Raw genomic sequence first — 18,938 nt, forward strand, 5'->3', positions numbered from 1 at the left:
GCGCTTACTGCCAGGACTTGATCAGCTCGTCATAGGCGATGGTGACCGGCTTCTCGTCCTCGTTCTCCAGCGCAGGGTATGGCGCGCCCGGCTGGCTCAGCCAGTATTCGGGGTCGCGCTCCTCGTTCAGCTTGGGGCCGATATCGCCCTGCACCCCCGCCCGTTCGAGCCGCTCGAGCACGCGCTCCTGGTCCGAGCACAGCGCGTCGAGCGCCTCTTTCGGGGTCTTGGCGCCCGACATGGCGTCACCGATATTCTGCCACCACAGCTGCGCCAGCTTGGGATAGTCTGGCACGTTGGTCCCCGTGGGCGACCACTGCACACGCGCGGGCGAGCGGTAGAACTCGATCAGACCGCCAAGCCGCGGTGCGCGCTCGGTGAAGTGGTCGGCATTGATCGTCGACTCGCGGATGAAGGTCAGGCCCACATCCGATTTCTTGAGATCGACGGTCTTCGACGTGACGAACTGCGCATAGAGCCACGCGGCCTTGGCGCGGTCCACGGGCGTGGATTTCATCAGCGTCCAAGAGCCTGCGTCCTGGTAGCCGATCTTCTGGCCTTCCTTCCAATAGACACCGTGGGGCGAGGGGGCCATGCGCCACTTGGGCGTGCCGTCCTCGTTCATCACCGGCAGGTCAGGCTTGACCGTGGCGGCGGTGAAGGCGGTGTACCAGAACATCTGCTGCGCGATGTTCCCCTGCGCAGGGATCGGCCCGGCCTCGGAGAAGGTCATCCCGGCGGCGGAGGGCGGCGAGTATTTCTCCAGCCACTCGATCGCCTTGTCCACCGCGTAGACAGCGGCGGGGCTGTTGGTCGCGCCACCGCGCGCCATGCAAGAGCCGGTGGGTTGGCTCTGCTCGTTCACGCGGATGCCCCATTCATCGACCGGCAGGCCGTTGGGCTCGCCCACGTCTCCCATGCCGGCCATCGACATCCACGCATCGGTATAGCGCCAGCCAAGGCTGGGATCCTTCTTGCCATAGTCCATGTTGCCAAAGACCTCGCCCTCGACACCGAGATGGCTCAGGTCGCGCCCGGTAAAGAACTCGGCGATGTCCTCATAGGCCGACCAGTTCACCGGCACACCGAGGTCATAGCCGTATTCGGCCTTGAAATCGGCCTGGTTCTTCTCGTCGTTGAACCAGTCGTAGCGGAACCAGTAGAGGTTGGCGAATTGCTGGTCGGGAAGCTGGTAGAGCTTGCCATCCGGCCCGGTGGTAAAGGAGGTGCCGATGAAATCGTCGATATCGAGCCCCGGATTGGTCACGTCCGCACCCTCGCCCGCCATCCAGTCGGTCAGGTTACGCGCCTGCTGATAGCGCCAATGGGTGCCGATGAGGTCGGAGTCGTTGACATAGCCATCATAGATGTTCTGGCCCGACTGCATCTGCGTCTGCAGCTTTTCCACCACGTCGCCCTCACCGATGAGATCGTGGGTGACCTGAATGCCGGTGATTGCCGTAAACGCGGGTGCCAGCACCTGGGACTCGTATTCATGCGTGGCGATGGTCTCCGAGACGACCTTGATCTCCATCCCCTCGAAGGGCTGGGCCGCGTCGATGAACCATTTCATCTCGGCCTCCTGATCGGCGCGGCTCAGCACCGAAAGGCCCGCTATCTCGTCATCGAGGAACGCTTGCGCGGCCTCCATGTCGGCGGCGGCCTGCCCGGCCATCAGGCCAAGCGAGACGATCGCCGTTGTCGTTGTCAGTCGCAAGTTCATGTTGTCCTCCCTTATGAACTCTCAGTCAGGTTATTATGCCGTCTCACACCCAGCGAAACACCGCCGCTGCGTAGATCAGGCAGACGATCAGCGCGTAGGGTTGGTTCGCGCCGACGAGCCCGAGCCAGGCCAGGTTGATGAAGGCCGAGCCCAGAAGCGTGATGAAAAGCCGGTCGCCCCGCGTCGTCTCGATGCGCAGGATGCCCCTGCGCGGGGTTTCGGGGTATTTCACCCCGATGATTGTGAAGGTGATCAGAAGCCCCGCGATCACCATGAAGAAGATCGCCGTGGGCCAGGTCCATGCCATCCATGCCATATTCAACGCCTCCCCTGCAGCGCGCGGAGCGAAGGGACGTCATCCTCGGGCTTGACCCGAGGACCTCCCGCAACCGGACGATCAGCATCATCTATGCTCCGCGCATGTTCTGCCACAAATCCCGCCATTGAGGGTTCGCCGTCTCCACCAGCGCGATTTTCCAGTCGCGATACCAGCGCTTCAGCGATTTCTCTCGCTGGATCGCATGGCGTGGCTCGGCATGGCGCTCGAACCATACGAGGCGCTCGAGGTTGTAACAGTCCGTGAAACCACGAATGGCGTGGGTTCGATGTTGATACGCCCTCTTCGCAAGGTCGCTTGTCACCCCGATGTAGAGCGTTCCACGCGGCTTGTTGGTGACGATGTAAACGAACATGTCCTTCGGCATGGGCGGCCCCGGTTCTCGCGAGGCGCTCGTTCCACGAGGTCCTCGGGTCAAGCCCGAGGATGACATCAGAATGGTTAACGATGCGTTCCATCACACCCTCCCCAGGGCAAAGCCCTTGGCGATGTAGTTGCGCACGAAATAGATCACGAGCGCCCCCGGCACGATGGTCAGCACGCCCGCCGCCGCCAGCACGCCCCAGTCAATGCCCGCCGCGCCCTGCGTGCGGGTCATGATCGCGGCGATGGGCTTGGCGTCCACGGTGGTCAGCGTGCGCGACAGAAGCAGCTCCACCCATGAGAACATGAAGCAGAAGAACGCCGCCACGCCGATGCCGGAGGCTATGAGCGGCATGAATATCTTCACGAAGAAATGCCCGAAGGAATAGCCGTCGATATACGCGGTCTCGTCGATCTCCTTGGGCACCCCGCGCATGAAGCCTTCGAGGATCCACACCGCCAGCGGCACGTTGAACAGCGTGTGCGCCAGCGCCACCGCGATATGCGTGTCGAAAAGCCCCACCGAGGAATAAAGCTGAAAGAACGGCAGCGCGAATACCGCGGGCGGCGCCATCCGGTTGGTCAGCAGCCAAAAGAACAGGTGCTTGTCACCGAGAAAACTGTAACGCGAAAAGGCATAGGCCGCTGGCAGCGCCACCGCCACCGACAGCACCGTGTTCATGGTCACGTAGATGATCGAGTTGACATAGCCCATGTACCACGCCGGATCACTCAGGATCGTGCGGTAATTGTCGAGCGTCAGGGTCTCGGGCCAGAGCGTGAAAGCGTTGAGTATCTCGGTATTGGTCTTGAGGCTCATGTTCAGCAGCCAGTAGATCGGCAGCATGAGAAATAGCAGGTAGAGCACCATGACCAGGTTGATGCGCGGACGGAAATTCATCACTTGCCCCCCTGCTGGTCGAGATTGGTCATCACCGTGTAGAACACCCAGCTCACCAAGAGGATTACAAGGAAGTACATGATCGAGAAGGCCGCCGCCGGGCCAAGGTCGAACTGCCCCAGCGCCATCTTGACGAGGTCGATGGACAGCAAGGTGGTGGCGTTGCCGGGGCCGCCCCCGGTGACCACGAAAGGCTCGGTATAGATCTTGAAGCTGTCCATGAAGCGCAACAGGATCGCGATGGTCAGCACCCCCGTCATCTTGGGCAGCTCGATATAGCGGAACACCGCCCAGCGGCTCGCCTGGTCGATGCGCGCAGCCTGATAATAGGCGTCCGGGATCGACTTGAGCCCGGCATAGGCCAGCAACGCCACCAGCGATGTCCAGTGCCAGACATCCATCACGATCAGCGTCACCCAGGCGTCAAGCGCGTCCTGCGTGTAGTTGTAATCGACCCCCAGCGCCGCCAGCGTGTGCCCCAGAAGCCCGATATCTACGCGCCCGAATATCTGCCAGATGGTCCCCACCACGTTCCACGGGATGAGCAGCGGCAGCGACATCAGCACCAGGCAGACCGAGACCATGACGCCGCGCTTGGGCATGTTGAGCGCAATGAGCACGCCCAGCGGCACCTCTATGGCGAGGATCACGCCGGAAAAGATCACCTGCCGGCGTAGCGCGTTCCACATGCGCTCGTCCTCGAGCATCTGCCGGAACCAGTCGAGCCCCGCCCAGAAGAACTGGTTGTTGCCGAACGTGTCCTGCACCGAATAGTTGACCACCGTCATCAGCGGGATGACCGCCGAGAACGCCACCAGCAACAACACCGGCAGCACCAGGAACCATGCCTTCTGGTTGACGGTCTTTTCCATCACGCGGCCTCCTCGCTGCGAGACCCCGGCGCCACGCGCCAGTCGTCCGAATAGACGTTGATCGCCTCCGGGGCGAAACGTGCCCGCACGTCCCCGGCGGGCAACGGCGCACCCTCGGGCAACAGCGCGTTGAGCGCCGTGCCCTCGAAATCGAGGCGCGCGATGCGGTGGCGGCCCACGTCCTCGACGCGGGTCACCGTGACCGGCAGCCCCTCTGCACCGAGGTTCACGAATTCGGGCCGCACGCCGATCTGCACCCGGCCTCCCGGCGGGGCATACTCGGCCCCAAGCGGCACCTCGAATCCCCCCACCCGCGCCACCTTTCCAGCCACCTCGGCGTCAAGAAGGTTCATCCCCGGGCTGCCGATGAAATACCCCACGAAAGTATGCTCGGGCCGCTCGAATAGCGCCTGCGGCGTGCCCACCTGCACCACGCGCCCGTCATGCATCACCACAACCTTGTCGGCAAAGGTCAGCGCCTCGGTCTGGTCGTGGGTGACATAGATCATCGTGTGCCCGAACTCGTGATGCAGCGCCTTCAGTTGCGTGCGCAGCTCCCATTTCATGTGCGGGTCGATCACCGTGAGCGGCTCGTCGAACAGCAGCGCGTTGACATCCTCGCGCACCATCCCGCGCCCGAGGCTGATCTTCTGCTTGGCATCCGCCGTCAGCCCCCGCGCCTTGCGGTCAAGCTCGGCTTCCATGCCGATCATGTCCGCGATGGCCTGCACGCGCGTGGCGATATAGCCCGCCTCCGCGCCCCGGTTCCTGAGAGGAAAGGCAAGGTTCTCCCGCACGGTCATGGTGTCGTACACCACCGGAAACTGGAACACCTGCGCGATGTTGCGTGCGGCGGTCGGCTGATCGGTGACATCGATATCGTTGAACAGGATGCGCCCCCGCGACGGGCGCAGCAGCCCCGAGATGATGTTGAGCAGCGTGGACTTGCCGCAGCCCGACGCGCCCAGCAGCGCATAGGCCTCGCCATCGCCCCAGACATGGTTGAGCTCCTTGAGCGCCCAGTCCGCTTCGCCCTTGGGCACGGGCAGATAGCTGTGCGCGAGATTGTCGAGCGTGATCTTTGCCATGTCTTCCCCCCCTCAGGCCGCCTGCGCATAGGACGCGGGCGCGACCAGCGCGCCATCGGTTCCGAACACGTAAACATGCGCGGGATCGAGCCAGACCCGCAGTTCAGCGCCGATCTCCAGATCGCGCACCCCGTGGATAAGTCCCACCCAGCGCTCTCCGTGATGGTCGAGATGCACAAAAGTCTCCGACCCGGTGATCTCGGTCACGCTGAGCCGCGTGTCAAAACCCATCACCTCCTCGCCGTACCGCTCGATTTCCAGATGGTTGGGCCGGAACCCCACGACGTACTCCCCGTCCCCGAGCCGCGCCAGCGCGCCCAGCGCAGGCACCTCCTGCGCATCGCCAAATCCGATCCGGTCGCCCGTCTTGGTCACGTTCAGGAAATTCATCGGCGGGTCGGAAAATACCCGCGCCGTGGTGGCATCCGCGGGTTGGCGATAGACCTCCGCCGTCGGCCCGAACTGCGTGATCCGCCCCTCCCACAGCGTCGCGGTGTTGCCACCCAGAAGCAGCGCCTCCTCGGGCTCGGTCGTGGCATAGACAAAGATCGCACCGGATTCCTCGAAGATGCGCGGGATCTCGAGGCGCAATTCCTCGCGCAGCTTGTAGTCGAGATTGGCCAGCGGCTCGTCGAGAAGCACCAGCCCTGCCCCCTTCACCAGCGCCCGCGCCAACGCGCAGCGCTGCTGCTGCCCGCCAGACAGTTCCAGCGGCTTGCGGTCGAGCATCGGGGTGAGCTTGAGCATCTCGGCGGTCTCGCGCACGCCCCGGTCGATCTCGTCCGCCGCTTTGCCCTGCAGGCGCAGCGGCGAGGCGATGTTGTCATAGACGCTCATCGACGGGTAGTTGATGAATTGCTGATAGACCATCGCCACCGCGCGGTCCTGAACCCGCATCCCCGTGACGTCCTGCCCCTGCCACAGGATGCGCCCCGTGGCGGGCGCATCGAGCCCGGCCATCAGGCGCATGAGCGAGGTCTTGCCCGCCAGCGTGGGCCCTAGCAGCACGTTCATCGTGCCGGGCGCAAGGCTCAGATCGGTGGGGTGGATATGCACCTCGCCGCCCACCACCTTCGATATGCCCTCAAGTGTCAGCGTCACGCCTTGGCCCTCCCCTTCGCCGCTGCGCCGGGCGCGCGCGCCGCGCGCATCCAGTCATCGAGCGCGGCGATCTGATCCTCGGTCATCTTCAGCCCGAGCCGCGTGCGCCGCCAGACCACGTCCGCCGCCTCTCGTGCATATTCGTGCGTCATCTGCCAGCGCACCTCCGCCTCGGTCAGCGTCGCGCCGAAATCGCGGCCCAGATCGGCGGCCTCGCGCGCGTCACCCAGCACATGCGCGGCCTCCGTTCCATAGGCACGCACCAGCCGCGGCGCATGGCCCGCCTCCAGGAACGGATACCGCGACTCCAGACTTTCGGTCAGCGCCCCAACCCCGTCAACGGCGAAGTCCCCGCCCGGCAGCGGCACCCCCGCAGTCCACGCAGCGCCCGCACGCGGGAAATGAGGCGCCAGCCGCGCCATCGCCGATTCCGCCAGCCGCCGGTAGGTGGTGATCTTGCCGCCAAAGACGTTCAGGAGCGGCGCGCCTCCGGTTTCGTCGAGCGACAGCACGTAGTCGCGCGTTGCCGCCGTGGCAGATTTCGCCCCGTCATCGTAGAGCGGGCGAACGCCGGAATAGCTCCAGACGATATCCGCCTCGGTCACGGGTCGCGCAAAATATTCGCTCGCGAACCGGCACAGGTAGGCCGCTTCCTCGGGGGTGCATTCGGGGGCCGTGTCGGGGTCGTCGTGTTCGACATCGGTGGTGCCGATGAGGGTGAAATCGCCCTCGTAGGGAATGGCGAATATGATCCGCCCGTCCTCGCCCTGAAAGAAATAGCACTTGTCGTGGTCATAGAGCTTGCGCGTCACTATGTGGCTGCCGCGCACCAGCCGCACGCCTTCGCTGGAATTGAGCCGCAGCGTGCCGGTGATGACATCGCTCACCCACGGCCCCCCGGCATTGACAATGGCGCGCGCGCGCACCGTTGAGGGCTTGCCGCCCTCCAGCCGGACATGCCATAGCCCGCCCCGGCGCTCTGCCCCGGCGACGCGCGTGCGCACCCGGATACGCGCGCCCCGCGCCTCGGCATCGCGCGCGTTGAGCACGACGAGGCGGCTGTCCTCGATCCAGCAATCGGAATACTCGAACGCGCGGGTGAACTTGTCCTTGAGCGGCCGTCCCTCGGGCCCCTGCGTCAGGTCGAGCGTTTTCGTACCGGGCAATATCTCGCGTCCGCCAAGGTGATCGTAAAGAAACAGGCCCAGCCGGATCAGCCATGCCGGACGCCGGCCCCTCTTCCACGGCATCACGACATTCAGAATGCGCGAGACCGGCGTCTCGCCCTCGAACCGCATGTCGCGATGCCAAGGCAGCACAAAGCGCATCGGCCAGCTTATATGCGGCATCGCCCGGAGCAGCGTCTCGCGCTCTATCAGCGCCTCGCGCACCAGCCGTATCTCGAAATACTCGAGGTAACGCAGCCCGCCGTGGAACAGCTTGGTCGATGCCGAGGACGTGGCCGACGCCAGGTCGTGCATCTCCGCGAGCTCGACCGAAAGCCCGCGCCCGGCAGCATCCCGCGCGATACCACAGCCGTTGATCCCGCCCCCGATGACGAACAGATCAACAATATCGCCGTCAGCCTCCTCCACGCGCATGCCCTCCATCACATGAAAGTAAACGAAACAGCATTCGCGCGTTTCAGTCAATAACGAATGTTCGTTTTTGCTCTCTTTTGGCAGAGCACTACATTGACCGACACCACGACGCAGGCAACACGCGCCCTTGCGGTGGGCGAAAAAACGAACATAATCGAACACTCAGCCAGCGAGGTCCGCCATGTCGCAATCGTTTCGCCAGCCCGATATCCTCGAGATCGCCCGCGCCGAGGGAAAGGTGATGGTCGAGAACCTCGCCGAACGCTTTAACGTCACCGTCCAGACCATCCGCCGCGACCTCACCGAGCTTGCCAACGCCGGCAAGCTCGAACGCGTGCATGGCGGCGCGATCCTGCCCTCGGGCGTCAGCAACATCCTCTACGAGGAACGCCGCCGCCTCAACGAATCGGCCAAGACGGCGATCGGGCGCGCTTGCGCGGCGGCCATCCCCGAGGCGACATCGCTCTTTCTCGACATCGGCACCACCACAGAGGCGGTGGCGCAGGCGCTGCTCGACCACCGCAACCTGATGGTGGTGACCAACAACATGAACGTGGCGCAAACCCTGCTCGCCAACCCCGATTGCGAGATCGTGCTCGCCGGCGGCGCGCTGCGACGCTCCGATAATGGGCTCGTGGGCCACCTCACCGCGCGCGCCATCGAGAATTTCAAGTTCGACCACGCGATCCTCGGCTGCTCGGCCCTCGACGAGGACGGCGACATGCTCGATTTCGACATCCAGGAGGTGCTCGTCGGCCAGACCCTTCTGAAACGTTCGCGCGAGGTAATGCTCGTGGCCGACCACTCGAAATTCCAGCGCAGCGCGCCGGTGCGCATCGGCTCGATCCGCGATGTCGATCACGTCTTCACCGACCTGCGGCTGCCTTCTGCCCTCGCCGAGGCCTGCGCAACATGGGACACCCATGTCCATGTCTGCCCGCCCCGCGACTGACCCACTGCGTCTTCTTGGTCCAAATACTCGGCGAGAGTCGTCCATCTCCGAACAGGAGGAACGGCCTGCCCGCGCCGACGGCCAGGCTGACCGGAGAGCGACCTGAATCAGGCGGTCGGGCGGCCGATGGAGTGGCACAGCCCCGCGGCGGCAAGCTCTGCCTCAACCGCACGATTCGCACGCTGAACCGCAAGGTTCGGGCGCTGCGCGCCGAGGATGAGGGGGCGTTTCATGCGCCTGAAAAACTGCCGAACGGGATGTAGCGCACCGGGTCGCCGGGGTGGATGTCCGCCGCGCAGTCGGGCAGTTCGACCAGCCCCTCGGCCCAGCTCAACCCGCTTATGCGTCCCGAACCCTCGGACTTGAACACCTCGGCGCGGCCGTCGCGGATGCGGGCGCGCAGGTATTCCCGACGCCCCGGTTTCTTGCGCTTCTCGAACGCAGCGGGCACGTCGAAGCCCTGCGGCGCGCGCCAACCGGCCCCCGAGAGCACCGCCATGGCAGGCCGCGCGAAGACCAGCGTGCACACCAACGCCGCAACCGGGTTGCCCGGCAGGCCGAAAACCGGCACGCCAGCCCACATCCCGAGCGCCAGCGGCCGCCCCGGCTTGAGCGCGATCCGCCATTCCGCCATCGCCCCTGCCTCGTTCAACAGCGCCGAGACGTGATCCTCGTCACCCGAGGACGCGCCGCCCGAGGTCAGGATCACATCCGCCTCCGCCGCGCCCCGGTCCATCGCCGCGCGCAGGGCGGCACGGTCGTCGGCCACCCGCCCGAGATCGACGAGATCGTATCCCGCCTGCCGCACAAGTGCTGCCAGCATGGGCCGGTTGGCGTCGTAAATCTGCCCCGCGCGCGCCGCCTCTCCCGGCTCGACCAGCTCATCCCCGGTGGAGATCACCGCCACGCGCAACCGCTTGAAAACAGGGAGGCCAGCCAGCCCCACGGCGGCACAAAGCGCCAGATCGGCAGGGGTCAGAACGCGCCCCGCCTCCAGCACGGTCGCGTCCGCCTCGACATCCTCACCGGCGCGCCGCGTGTTCGCGCCCGGCTTTAGCCCCCCGCGAAAGGCGATGCGCCCCTGCCCGAGTGTCACGTCCTCCTGCAATACCACCGTATCGACGCCCTCTGGCAGCGCCGCGCCGGTCAGCACCCGCACGGCATGACCTGGCGGCACGGCGCCCCGATAGGGCATCCCGGCCGCTGCGCGCCCCTCCACCAGCGGCAACACCTGATCGCCCTCGCTGAGCGACGCATGGGCGAACCCATAGCCATCCACCGCCGTGTTCGCCTCCGGCGGGTTGGCGCGCCGCGCCACCACCGGGGCCGCCAGCACCCGCCCCGCCGCGTCGCCGAGCGGCAACCGCTCCTGCCCCACCACGGCGCGCAGCCGGTCGCGCAGCATCGCCAAGGCGTCATCCACCGGCGTCCAGTCCACGCCCGCAGGCAGTGCGAAACAATCGTCGCGCAAGGGGGGCGGTTTCAGGGGGTCGTCGCAGGCGGCCATCAGGTCCTCTTCATGTCCGGTTCCCAGCACCCACGCTTCCTCTGCAGCCTCGGGCGGCAGGTCCGTCATCATGCGGTCAAGCCGGGACGCGGGCAACCGAGAAAGGGCGCGAGACAGCAAGCGCACCTGATGGGCGTCGCGAATGCCCCCGGCCGCCTCGGCGCGCTTAACGGCCCCGTTGATGATGCCCGGCCAGATTTCAGCCAGCACGACGCGCGCATCCCGCCAGTCCTCGAACGGCCAGACGGCGACCCCCTCCATCCGCCGTAGGCGCGACAGCATCGGCACCCCCATCAGCACCTGACTGCCAACGGTGGGATTGTAGCAGAGTTGAAAGCAACTGCTAGACGTGCGCGCGATGCAGTCGCAGGTCCGCTTCTCCGGCACCTCTCCGTAAAGGATACCCTTCTTGTCATAGGGAATACCCGGCCAGCGGTCCCAATGCGTCTTGCCCCAGAGCGGGCCGGGGCCGTCAAAGGCTGCGTTCATCTCCTCGGCCACTTCGAAGCGATTATTCGCGCCTCGCTCGGAATCCTCGATCCGCGCGGCAAGCCAGTCCCATAGCAGCAAGGGGTCATCCGATCCGGTGATCCGCCGCGCAAAGCCGCGCGGATAGCCGAAGGGAAAATCGAAGGCGGCCAGCACTCGCCGTCCGGCCTCCATCTCCTGCCTGAACATCGCGGCGATGCGGGCCTCCGCCTCGATCCGGCTGCGGCAATAGATCGGCGCCTGCGGCTCACCCTCCCTAACGAGCCCCATCCATATGGCATCCTTGGAGGGTTTTTCGGGAGCGCGCGTGCTCGCCGCCGACCAATCCACCACCAGGACAGTGTCGAATCCCGTCAAAGCCCCACCTCTGCGAGAATGAAATCCGCGATACCCCCCGTATCGTCCAGATCGAACACCGGCCGGTCCAGATCGAGAGGCACGTCGCTCGCCACCGCGCGGATCGTCGGATCATCCGTGGCGATCATCGCGTTGCCCGTTTCGGCGCGGAACGCCTCGACCTTGGGGTGGCGGTCGCGCTTGTAGCCCTCGATCAGCACCAGATCGACGGGGCTCAGCTTTTGCAACAGCGCCTCCAGCGCGGGCTCGCCCTCACCGCGCATCTCGTGCATCAGCGCAAAGCGGTTGCGCGAGGCCAGCAGCACCTCGGTCGCCCCCGCGACCCGGTGGCGGTGGCTGTCCTTGCCCGGGTGATCGACGTCAAAGCTGTGATGTGCGTGCTTGATCGTCGAGACCGAGTAGCCCCGCGCGGTGATCTCGGTCACCAGCCGCTCCATCAGCCCGGTTTTCCCTGCATTTTTCCAGCCGGTGACACCGTAGAGCCTCATGCCCCTGCCCTCCTCTGCGCGAGGTCCAGGTCCCCGGGCGTGTTGACGTTGAAAAAGGCGTCCGGATCCTCGAACAGCGCCTCGCGCCCGCCATGCTTGTCGGTCCAGAGCACGACCTTGCGCAGACCACCCTCCAGAGCGGCGCGCAGATCGTCGCGCAGCGCCACGGGCCAGAGGCCGAAGGTGGGGTGGCGCACCTGCCCGCCGCGGCTCATGGATTTGGTCTCTTCCGCGCCGCGCGGCGTGGCTGCCAGCACCAACGGGTGATTCATTCCCTCCGCCGCCGATTGGAAGCGCGCCACGAGGTCACGGGGAAAGAACGGCGTGTCGGCGGCCACAGTCACGATGGCCTCAGCCCCATTGCCCGCTGCCCAGTCGAGCCCGGCAAGCACCCCCGCAAGCGGCCCGGGAAAACCCTCGACCGGGTCAGGCAGAACCGGAAGGCCGAACCGTGCGAACCGTGTTGCATCGCCATTGGCGTTGAGTGCCAGCGCACCCGCCTGCGGTGCAAGCCGGTCGAGGACATGGTCGAGAATCGTCGCCTCGCCAAGCGGCAGCAGTCCCTTGTCGCCACCGCCCATCCGCGTGGCCTGCCCGCCCGCGAGGATCACGCCGGGCGGAGCGCTCATCGTTGGGCGCTCTTGCGGCGATGCTTCGGGCTTTCCTCGGCCACGCTCGCGGGGTCGGCGTCGCGCAGGACCCGGTCTTCCCCGCTCAGGCAGACAAACCGCCGCCCGCGCATCCGGCCAATCAGCGTGAGCCCCACCTCGCGCGCGATTTCCACCCCCCAGGCGGTGAAGCCCGAGCGCGATGCCAGCACCGGAATGCCCATCAGCGCGGTCTTGATCACCATCTCCGAGGTCAGTCGCCCGGTGGTGTAGAGCGTCTTGTCGTCCGGGCGCACGCCTTCGGAGAACATCCAGCCGGCGATCTTGTCCACCGCGTTGTGGCGGCCGACATCCTCCATGTAGACGAGCGGGCGCGAACCCTGGCACAGCACCGTGCCGTGGATCGCCCCTGCCTCAAGATAGAGCGACGGGGTGCGGTTGATCTTGGCGGCCAGCGCGTAAAGGTCCGATGTGCGCACCTCCACCTGCGGCAGACGCACCTCCTCCAGCCCCTCCATCATGTCGCCGAAGACCGTGCCCACGGCACAGCCACTGGTGCGGGTCTTCTTTTTCAGCTTTTCCTCGTAGGACGTCTGTCCGTCGGTTCGCACCACCACCGTTTCCAGATCGTCATCGTAGTCTACACCGCGCACCACCTCATCCGGCGCCAGCATCCCCTGATTGCGCAGGAAGCCGAGCGCGAGATACTCGGGGTAATCCCCGATGGTCATCGCCGTCACGATTTCCTGACCGTTGAGAAAGATCGTCAGGGGCCGTTCCTCGACCACCGAGATGTGCGCGGGATTTCCCTCGTGATCCACCCCCTCGACCGCGCGGGTGAGCCGCGCCGCACCGGGATCGGGCGCGATGAGATAGTCCGGAATATCGCTTTGAGCGGTCAATTGAATCTCCTCCCCGCATCCGATAGGCCAAGGGCGCAACCATCCCGGAGCGCCCCCGACAGTGTCCAGCCAAAGCACCAATTCGCCCTATTGGCAAGGCGTGCGCGATGGCGCGCCCTTCATCCTCGTGATCGTGCCGTTCTCGATGCTGTTCGGCGTGGTCGGTACCGAGGCGGGACTGCACATCGCGGAAACGATGGCGTTTTCCGTGCTGGTGATCGCGGGCGCGGCGCAGTTCGCGGCGCTGCAACTGCTTACCGACAACGCGCCGACGCTCATCGCGCTCGTCTCGGCACTGGCGGTCAACCTGCGCATGGCGATGTACTCGGCCTCGCTGACCCCGTGGCTCGGGGCGGCGCCGCTGTGGCAGCGCGCGATCGCGGCCTATTTCACCGTCGACCAGAGCTATGCCTGCGCGGTGGTGAAGTTCGAGCAGGAGCCGCACTGGTCGGTGCCCGCGCGCCTGGCCTATTTCTTTGGCGTTGTCACGCCGATCTGCCCGCTTTGGTACGTGTTCACCCTCGTCGGCGCACTGGTTGGCAACGCGGTGCCCACGGGGCTGCCGCTCGATTTCGCGCTGCCCATCACCTTTCTCGCGATGATCGGTCCGATGCTGCGCACCCCCGCCCACATGGTGGCGGCGCTGGTGTCGGTGACGCTGGCGCTGGCGCTGGCGTGGCTGCCCTACAACCTCGGGCTGCTGCTGGCGGGGATCGCGGGCATGATGGCGGGCGCGCAGGCCGAGGTCATGCTCGAACGCCGCAAGGAGGGCCGGACATGATCGAAGGACCCGCCCTGTGGCTCTTCATCGCCGCGCTCGGCCTCGGAACGTTCGGGCTGCGCTTCGTCTTTCTCGGGCTCATAGGCGACCGCCCGTTGCCCGCCTGGCTGCTGCGGCACCTGCGTTACACGGCGGTGGCGGTGCTGCCGGGGCTGGTCGCGCCGCTGGTTGTCTGGCCCGCAGCCACCGGCGGCACGCTCGACGCCCCGCGCATGGCCGCCGCGCTCGTCACCCTCTCCATCGGATATTTCATGCGCAACGTGATCCTCGCCATCTCGGCCGGCGCGCTCACGCTTTTTGCAGGTCTCGCCCTTCTGGGCTGACGGCCCCGGCTTCTCTTTGGTGAAAATACTCGGTCTTATGTATCAAGCGCACCAACATTCTACATGCGCTGATTCCACAAGTGAATCATAATCCTGCCCATGCAGGACCGAACCATAGACAACGCGCTGCTGGCGCTGCGAAAGCAGATCATTCGCGATGACCTGGGCGGGATGGATCACGTTGAGGCGTTGCTACAGATGCGCGGCGTGGATGCTCCGCGCGTTATGCCGCCGAAGCGTAAGGATGTAGCCCGGCGGGGTCACATGACGGCGTTGGTTCTGAGGGCGCTGGGAGAGGGCGGTAAGACCCTGCGTGAAGTCGTCAGTTATGTTTGCCAGAATAGGCCGGAATTGCCATACACCGCGTCCTACAAGCGCACAGGGCAGGCTTTAGCAAATCTCAAGAAGCGAGGGCTGGTGAGGCGTGAGGGGCGGGTGTGGCTTAGTAAGGCGGCAGATCATCCAGCCGCGACAACGTGAAACCAACGTGCTTTTGCATCAAGTCAGGCAGCAAGCTCAGAACAGGTGAGGGGAAGCCAGTCCATGGCTGAAAATGGGCCTCCACCCAAGGCATTATGACCATTTGCTGGCCAGAATTTATCACAAAACGAGTTGGGCATTTTAGGTTCAGAGCATTCAACATGCTCAAGTTCCCAACGACCAGATCGTCCTCATGGGCCTTGTGCAGATGCTGAGAGGTTCCATAGGCTATACGACAGAAAAAGGTGCCCGTTTCCGGGTCTTGTGCGCGCCCACACACTAAAAGTGGGCGGGGGTTAACCGCCCACTTGTCCTTTGGGCTGGCCTCTGGAAAGAAGCCGGTAACGATGTTGTACAGTTGAGGGGGATATCGCTCCCACTCAGCCATTCAAGCGCCTCAGCCCGCCTTGCTACAGTCATCCAAGGAAACGAGGCGTCCTTGACCAATGCCGTACTCTGCATTCAACTTTTCGCGCATTTCGGCTATTTTGCGCTCATCAACGACGCCAAAAACATCGTCCGCCTCAGGGGCGAACGTGTGTTCTTGTGCCGAAATCGGCTTTGTCAGTCGCTGTGCCATTGTGGTTTCTACGCTCCGTTCGTACTACATGTGCCATATTAGCCCAGTATATTTAGGTGATTCTGGCAACCTTACGTCACCATGTCACAAAATCGGGCTTACCATCAAGTGAACTGGCGGCACTGTACTGTCACACCAGACAAGATAGAGTCCCCGCAGCAACACTTCAAGCCGCTCGCTGCCAATACCCCTTCCAGTTCCGGCTGACCGGTGCGCCCATGCTGTTCGCCACCAGACGGTGCGCCAGTTCGCCGTTGTCAAAGCGGCGGTTGTCTTCCAGCCACGCGGCGTGGTTCGCATACTGGTGCAGGTGCTGCGGGCTGACGTGATGGTGTTGGCCCGAAACCATGCGACGCAGGCGGGAGAAATAGCTTTCCGCCATGTTGGTGTGCTTGCCGTGGTCGCTGTAGCACTCGCTATGGTTCACGCGGTCAACGGACCAGCCCATGTGCAACTCATCCCAATGGCTCGCCTCATCGGCTGACATGGTGGCCATGCGGCAGATGTTCTCGTTTGCCAGTGCGACTCCCTCGCCCTCGGACATGGTGACGACAGGCAGGGTGCGGCCCACGCGCTCACGCATGGCGATCACGACGCGGCGCTTGCCGGTCTGGTGGGCCTTCAAGCGGCGGTCCTTGCGATCTTCCTTGCGGTTCTCGGGGCGGATATGGACACCGAAATACGCGCCATCAATCTCGACATGGCCTTCCAGCACTTCGCCGGTCTGGACCTCTTGCGCCATCGCCTCGCGCAGCTTGTGCGCCAGCACGAACGCGGTCTTGTATTGGCAATCCAGATCGCGGGAAAGCTGGATCATGGAAACACCCTTGGCCCCGTTCACGATGATGCAGATCGCGGCCAGCAGGTCCACAAAGTCCATCTTGCGGCTGGCGAAGATCGTGCCGCTCGTCACGCTGAACTGGTGCGCACACGCCTTGCACTTGAACTTGCGGCGGGTGGTAATGCTGTAGGTCTCTTCATGGCCGCAGCGCGGGCAGACCGCCTCGCCATCCGTCTCAGGCCAGCGCATTTCGCAGAACGTCTGGTAGGCCGCTTCCTCGCCTGCCTTGTAGATCGAGCGCAGGCTGAGGGTGCGGGATGCTGCGGAGAGAAGGAAGTGTTGGGCCATTGTCATCATATCCGGTGCTGTTGCATCAGATATAGTGACATTGCATCATCACGTCAAGTGCTATAGCATCAAAAATGATGATACTAGCACCACAGGTGATGAAATGCCGACGCGAACCGACTGGGAAGAAAAAGCAAAGGGGCTACTCCGGGCAGAGATGGCCCGCCATGGTGTAACCTACGCTCAACTGGCGCAGCGCCTTTCCGAGCATGGGGTTGAAGACAACGAGCGGAATCTGCGCAATAAAGTAGCCAGAGGGAAATTTACCGCTGGATTCTTTTTGCTATGCCTTACCGCACTTGGTTGTTCATCGCTGCGCTTGGACTGATATTCAGCGTCAGTTTAGGGTACGCCCAAGAAATCGGAAGCCAGCCCGCTTCCGAAAATCAGCCAAGACAGGAAAAAAGAACTGCCAACAGTCAAGGTGGTAGCGAAGGTGAATATTATGACACCATAGACCTTACGCCCGCGCTCGAAGGCATCGAGGCCGCGATCCGCGATCTTATAGCCGAGGAAGACAAGATAGAGGCTAAGAGGAGAGAGGATAACGAGCAACGCGACCTTAACGCTCAAGAGCAAATGGCTAAATGGGCCAAGTGGATGACACTGGTGACCATTGGCGGAGTCATTGCAACTGTCGTCGGATTGTTCCTGATCTACAGAACTCTGCAATACACCAGGAAGGCCGCGGACGACACCGGCAAGATGCTGGTTGAGGCGAAAAGGTCCGCTGAAGCTGCGGAGGAGGCCGTTGCTGCGACTAGGGATATCGGCGAGAAGCAGGTCCGCGCTTATTTGCACATTAAGGACGTTTCGGTGTTTGTGTCGAGAGGTTTGGAGCGAGGGCTTGGGGTGGAAATAACCGTCGCAAATGCAGGTCAGTCCCCCTGTATCGACTGTGAGGCAGTCATTCACTTCACTATGGCTAAGCAAGGCAGCGCCGTGATCCATATACCCATTCCCGATATTGCCGCAAATTCTGAGAAGACGGGAAAAGTTAGGGCTCAATCTGTAAGCGAAACTTCCGACTGGGACGGTGATGCAGTTCGAATTACGGCTATCGGAAAAGTGTTTGGCTACGATGTTTTCAACAACGAAATATTCGCCCAAACACACCGAACTAGAGGTTTTCGTGACCCCCTGAAATCGGGAGAAAGATACGCCCTTGAAGATGCCGGTGGCTACTTCCCTTCCGCCGCTATCGCGGTGCTCGCTGAGCAATTTGAGGTGAAGCGGCGCATGGGGAGAAAAAGTGATGGCAGATAGCAACAACACCTTAATCATCGCTCAGCCCTCGGGCTGGCGGCGAATGCGCGCCGACTGGTGCGTTTGCTACATAATCCCGAAAATACTCCGGGGGAGTCGCGCGGATGCGCGACGGGGCAGCGCCCCCTAGTCCCGGGGGGCCGCCGCGCGACGCAACCGGTCGTTGATCGCCCGTCCAAGGCCCCGCTCCGGAATGGGGGCCACGGCAATCCCTGCCGCACCGGTCGCATCGAGCGCGTGGAGGTGGTGAAAGAGGTTTGCCGCCGCCTCCACCAGATCACCCGTCTCCGACAGGCTCAGATCGCCCGCCACCGCGCCGAAGCCCAGCATCGCCTCGCCCGCCTGCCGCTCCGTCGCATTGAGCCGCACCCTTGCGCCTGGCGCGTAATGCGAGCGCATCTGCCCCGGTGCGGTCAACGCGTCGGCCTCGCCACGCTGCGCGACGGGCGTACCTAGCGCCGCCTCCAGCACCTCCACCGGCACGCCGCCGGGGCGCAGCAGTTCTGGGTCGCCCGCCAGCCCGAGGATGGTCGATTCCACCCCCACCGGGCAGGCCCCGCCATCCACCACCGCCGCGATCCGCCCGTCCAGTCCGGCCAGCACATGCGTCGCCTCGGTGGGGCTGATCCGTCCTGAAGGGTTGGCCGAAGGGGCAGCAACCGGCCCGCCGAACTCGGCCAACAGCGCCCGCGCCACCGGGTGCGCGGGCACCCGCACGGCGAGCGTAGGCAGATCCGCCGTCACCAGCGGCGACACCCGCGCGCCCTGCCGCAATGGCAACACCAGCGTCAGCGGCCCCGGCCAGAACGCGCTTGCCACGATCTCCGCCGCGTCCGACCAGTCCACGAAGTCGCGCGCGCGCTCGGCGCTATCGACATGCACGATCAGCGGGTTGAAGCGCGGCCGCTCCTTGGCCTCGAAAATCGCGGCCACCGCGCGGTCATTGGCGGCATCGGCGCCGAGGCCATAGACCGTCTCGGTGGGAAAGGCCACGAGCCCGCCCGCGCGCCAGATGGCGGCGGCGCGGGCAAAGCCTTGCGCATCCGCTTGCAATGTTTCGGTTGCATTTGGCATCTAGAACCCCTGACGC

22 protein-coding genes are annotated in these 18,938 nt (G+C 64.2%); 6 read left to right on the forward strand and 16 right to left on the reverse strand.

Annotated features, from left to right (window positions below; all coding sequences use genetic code 11):
• Positions 1 to 4: 4 nt before the first annotated feature.
• The 8 genes from CRJ03_RS13925 to glpD all read right to left on the reverse strand — a co-directional run bounded on the left by CRJ03_RS13925 (position 5) and on the right by glpD (position 7,995).
• Positions 5 to 1,723: an ABC transporter substrate-binding protein gene (locus tag CRJ03_RS13925; RefSeq protein ID WP_104019478.1), complete on the reverse strand. Its 1,719-nt coding sequence runs from the start codon at positions 1,721 to 1,723 to the stop codon at positions 5 to 7.
• A 43-nt stretch (positions 1,724 to 1,766) separates the two neighbouring features.
• A complete protein-coding gene (locus CRJ03_RS13930) occupies positions 1,767 to 2,039 on the reverse strand; it encodes a DUF2160 domain-containing protein (RefSeq protein ID WP_104019479.1) in 273 nt (90 codons plus the stop codon).
• 91 nt (positions 2,040 to 2,130) lie between these two features.
• Positions 2,131 to 2,427 carry a GIY-YIG nuclease family protein gene (locus CRJ03_RS13935; protein WP_104019480.1) on the reverse strand — a complete coding sequence of 99 codons (297 nt, stop codon included), beginning with the start codon at positions 2,425 to 2,427 and terminating at the stop codon, positions 2,131 to 2,133.
• A gap of 90 nt (positions 2,428 to 2,517) precedes the next feature.
• Positions 2,518 to 3,324, reverse strand: a complete 807-nt coding sequence (locus CRJ03_RS13940) for a carbohydrate ABC transporter permease (RefSeq protein WP_104019481.1) — start codon at positions 3,322 to 3,324, stop codon at positions 2,518 to 2,520.
• Positions 3,324 to 4,196 (reverse strand): carbohydrate ABC transporter permease, encoded by an 873-nt coding sequence (locus tag CRJ03_RS13945; RefSeq protein WP_104019482.1) that lies wholly within the window; start codon positions 4,194 to 4,196, stop codon positions 3,324 to 3,326. Before CRJ03_RS13945 ends, CRJ03_RS13940 begins: the two co-directional genes overlap by 1 nt.
• Positions 4,196 to 5,284 carry an ABC transporter ATP-binding protein gene (locus tag CRJ03_RS13950; RefSeq protein ID WP_104019483.1) on the reverse strand — a complete coding sequence of 363 codons (1,089 nt, stop codon included), beginning with the start codon at positions 5,282 to 5,284 and terminating at the stop codon, positions 4,196 to 4,198. Before CRJ03_RS13950 ends, CRJ03_RS13945 begins: the two co-directional genes overlap by 1 nt.
• Before the next feature lie 12 nt (positions 5,285 to 5,296).
• Complete coding sequence (locus CRJ03_RS13955) at positions 5,297 to 6,385, reverse strand: ABC transporter ATP-binding protein (protein WP_104019484.1); 1,089 nt, start codon at positions 6,383 to 6,385, stop codon at positions 5,297 to 5,299.
• Complete coding sequence (gene glpD / locus CRJ03_RS13960; protein WP_104019636.1) at positions 6,382 to 7,995, reverse strand: glycerol-3-phosphate dehydrogenase; 1,614 nt, start codon at positions 7,993 to 7,995, stop codon at positions 6,382 to 6,384. The genes CRJ03_RS13955 and glpD overlap by 4 nt, the downstream gene beginning before the upstream one ends.
• A 172-nt stretch (positions 7,996 to 8,167) precedes the next feature.
• Here glpD and CRJ03_RS13965 point away from each other — a divergent pair, with 172 nt between their 5' ends.
• Positions 8,168 to 8,938, forward strand: a complete 771-nt coding sequence (locus tag CRJ03_RS13965; protein ID WP_104019485.1) for a DeoR/GlpR family DNA-binding transcription regulator — start codon at positions 8,168 to 8,170, stop codon at positions 8,936 to 8,938.
• Between the two features lie 107 nt (positions 8,939 to 9,045).
• Here CRJ03_RS13965 and CRJ03_RS20480 read toward each other — a convergent pair whose 3' ends face one another.
• From CRJ03_RS20480 to CRJ03_RS13985, 5 genes are read right to left on the reverse strand one after another with little or no spacing between them, the layout of a single operon-like run.
• Positions 9,046 to 9,171, reverse strand: a complete 126-nt coding sequence (locus CRJ03_RS20480; protein WP_276308236.1) for a hypothetical protein — start codon at positions 9,169 to 9,171, stop codon at positions 9,046 to 9,048.
• Positions 9,168 to 11,291: a molybdopterin-binding protein gene (locus CRJ03_RS13970; RefSeq protein WP_104019486.1), complete on the reverse strand. Its 2,124-nt coding sequence runs from the start codon at positions 11,289 to 11,291 to the stop codon at positions 9,168 to 9,170. Before CRJ03_RS13970 ends, CRJ03_RS20480 begins: the two co-directional genes overlap by 4 nt.
• Positions 11,288 to 11,779 (reverse strand): molybdopterin-guanine dinucleotide biosynthesis protein B, encoded by a 492-nt coding sequence (gene mobB / locus CRJ03_RS13975; protein ID WP_104019487.1) that lies wholly within the window; start codon positions 11,777 to 11,779, stop codon positions 11,288 to 11,290. The genes CRJ03_RS13970 and mobB overlap by 4 nt, the downstream gene beginning before the upstream one ends.
• Positions 11,776 to 12,408, reverse strand: coding sequence for a molybdenum cofactor guanylyltransferase MobA (gene mobA, locus CRJ03_RS13980; RefSeq protein ID WP_104019488.1), 633 nt, complete (start codon positions 12,406 to 12,408; stop codon positions 11,776 to 11,778). Before mobA ends, mobB begins: the two co-directional genes overlap by 4 nt.
• The gene (locus tag CRJ03_RS13985; RefSeq protein WP_240611679.1) at positions 12,405 to 13,289 is read right to left on the reverse strand and encodes a formate dehydrogenase accessory sulfurtransferase FdhD; all 885 of its coding nucleotides are present in this window, start codon (positions 13,287 to 13,289) and stop codon (positions 12,405 to 12,407) included. Before CRJ03_RS13985 ends, mobA begins: the two co-directional genes overlap by 4 nt.
• Positions 13,290 to 13,350: 61 nt before the next feature.
• Here CRJ03_RS13985 and CRJ03_RS13990 point away from each other — a divergent pair, with 61 nt between their 5' ends.
• The 3 genes from CRJ03_RS13990 to CRJ03_RS14000 all read left to right on the forward strand — a co-directional run bounded on the left by CRJ03_RS13990 (position 13,351) and on the right by CRJ03_RS14000 (position 14,873).
• Positions 13,351 to 14,070, forward strand: coding sequence for an AzlC family ABC transporter permease (locus CRJ03_RS13990; RefSeq protein ID WP_104019489.1), 720 nt, complete (start codon positions 13,351 to 13,353; stop codon positions 14,068 to 14,070).
• Complete coding sequence (locus CRJ03_RS13995) at positions 14,067 to 14,393, forward strand: AzlD domain-containing protein (RefSeq protein ID WP_104019490.1); 327 nt, start codon at positions 14,067 to 14,069, stop codon at positions 14,391 to 14,393. The genes CRJ03_RS13990 and CRJ03_RS13995 overlap by 4 nt, the downstream gene beginning before the upstream one ends.
• Before the next feature lie 99 nt (positions 14,394 to 14,492).
• Entirely contained in the window at positions 14,493 to 14,873 is a 381-nt protein-coding gene (locus CRJ03_RS14000) for a hypothetical protein (RefSeq protein ID WP_104019491.1), read from the forward strand.
• A 397-nt stretch (positions 14,874 to 15,270) separates the two neighbouring features.
• Here CRJ03_RS14000 and CRJ03_RS14005 read toward each other — a convergent pair whose 3' ends face one another.
• Together CRJ03_RS14005 and CRJ03_RS14010 are read right to left on the reverse strand one after the other, a co-directional pair.
• The gene (locus CRJ03_RS14005) at positions 15,271 to 15,453 is read right to left on the reverse strand and encodes a hypothetical protein (RefSeq protein WP_104019492.1); all 183 of its coding nucleotides are present in this window, start codon (positions 15,451 to 15,453) and stop codon (positions 15,271 to 15,273) included.
• A 166-nt stretch (positions 15,454 to 15,619) separates the two neighbouring features.
• Positions 15,620 to 16,582 carry an IS1595 family transposase gene (locus CRJ03_RS14010; RefSeq protein ID WP_104019493.1) on the reverse strand — a complete coding sequence of 321 codons (963 nt, stop codon included), beginning with the start codon at positions 16,580 to 16,582 and terminating at the stop codon, positions 15,620 to 15,622.
• A 34-nt stretch (positions 16,583 to 16,616) separates the two neighbouring features.
• Here CRJ03_RS14010 and CRJ03_RS14015 point away from each other — a divergent pair, with 34 nt between their 5' ends.
• Together CRJ03_RS14015 and CRJ03_RS14025 are read left to right on the forward strand one after the other, a co-directional pair.
• A complete protein-coding gene (locus CRJ03_RS14015; protein WP_240611680.1) occupies positions 16,617 to 16,910 on the forward strand; it encodes a DUF6471 domain-containing protein in 294 nt (97 codons plus the stop codon).
• A complete protein-coding gene (locus CRJ03_RS14025) occupies positions 16,886 to 17,848 on the forward strand; it encodes a hypothetical protein (protein ID WP_206018372.1) in 963 nt (320 codons plus the stop codon). The genes CRJ03_RS14015 and CRJ03_RS14025 overlap by 25 nt, the downstream gene beginning before the upstream one ends.
• 126 nt (positions 17,849 to 17,974) lie before the next feature.
• On the opposite strand, the gene CRJ03_RS14030 is transcribed toward CRJ03_RS14025, so the two are convergent.
• Positions 17,975 to 18,922, reverse strand: a complete 948-nt coding sequence (locus CRJ03_RS14030) for an L-threonylcarbamoyladenylate synthase (RefSeq protein ID WP_104019497.1) — start codon at positions 18,920 to 18,922, stop codon at positions 17,975 to 17,977.
• Positions 18,923 to 18,938 lie beyond the last annotated feature (16 nt).

Source organism: Roseovarius nitratireducens, from assembly GCF_002925845.1.
GTDB lineage: Bacteria > Pseudomonadota > Alphaproteobacteria > Rhodobacterales > Rhodobacteraceae > Roseovarius > Roseovarius nitratireducens.

Excerpts from the sequence above, each read along its gene's own strand:
- CRJ03_RS13925 (WP_104019478.1), bottom strand. The coding sequence starts at position 1,723 with ATGAACTTGCGACTGACAACGACAACGGCGATCGTCTCGCTTGGCCTG.
- CRJ03_RS13930 (WP_104019479.1), bottom strand. The coding sequence starts at position 2,039 with ATGGCATGGATGGCATGGACCTGGCCCACGGCGATCTTCTTCATGGTG.
- CRJ03_RS13935 (WP_104019480.1), bottom strand. The coding sequence starts at position 2,427 with ATGCCGAAGGACATGTTCGTTTACATCGTCACCAACAAGCCGCGTGGA.
- CRJ03_RS13940 (WP_104019481.1), bottom strand. The coding sequence starts at position 3,324 with ATGAATTTCCGTCCGCGCATCAACCTGGTCATGGTGCTCTACCTGCTA.
- CRJ03_RS13945 (WP_104019482.1), bottom strand. The coding sequence starts at position 4,196 with ATGGAAAAGACCGTCAACCAGAAGGCATGGTTCCTGGTGCTGCCGGTG.
- CRJ03_RS13950 (WP_104019483.1), bottom strand. The coding sequence starts at position 5,284 with ATGGCAAAGATCACGCTCGACAATCTCGCGCACAGCTATCTGCCCGTG.
- glpD (WP_104019636.1), bottom strand. The coding sequence starts at position 7,995 with ATGGAGGGCATGCGCGTGGAGGAGGCTGACGGCGATATTGTTGATCTG.
- CRJ03_RS13965 (WP_104019485.1), top strand. The coding sequence starts at position 8,168 with ATGTCGCAATCGTTTCGCCAGCCCGATATCCTCGAGATCGCCCGCGCC.
- CRJ03_RS20480 (WP_276308236.1), bottom strand. The coding sequence starts at position 9,171 with ATGAAACGCCCCCTCATCCTCGGCGCGCAGCGCCCGAACCTTGCGGTT.
- mobB (WP_104019487.1), bottom strand. The coding sequence starts at position 11,779 with ATGAGGCTCTACGGTGTCACCGGCTGGAAAAATGCAGGGAAAACCGGG.
- mobA (WP_104019488.1), bottom strand. The coding sequence starts at position 12,408 with ATGAGCGCTCCGCCCGGCGTGATCCTCGCGGGCGGGCAGGCCACGCGG.
- CRJ03_RS13995 (WP_104019490.1), top strand. The coding sequence starts at position 14,067 with ATGATCGAAGGACCCGCCCTGTGGCTCTTCATCGCCGCGCTCGGCCTC.
- CRJ03_RS14000 (WP_104019491.1), top strand. The coding sequence starts at position 14,493 with ATGCAGGACCGAACCATAGACAACGCGCTGCTGGCGCTGCGAAAGCAG.
- CRJ03_RS14005 (WP_104019492.1), bottom strand. The coding sequence starts at position 15,453 with ATGGCACAGCGACTGACAAAGCCGATTTCGGCACAAGAACACACGTTC.
- CRJ03_RS14010 (WP_104019493.1), bottom strand. The coding sequence starts at position 16,582 with ATGGCCCAACACTTCCTTCTCTCCGCAGCATCCCGCACCCTCAGCCTG.
- CRJ03_RS14030 (WP_104019497.1), bottom strand. The coding sequence starts at position 18,922 with ATGCCAAATGCAACCGAAACATTGCAAGCGGATGCGCAAGGCTTTGCC.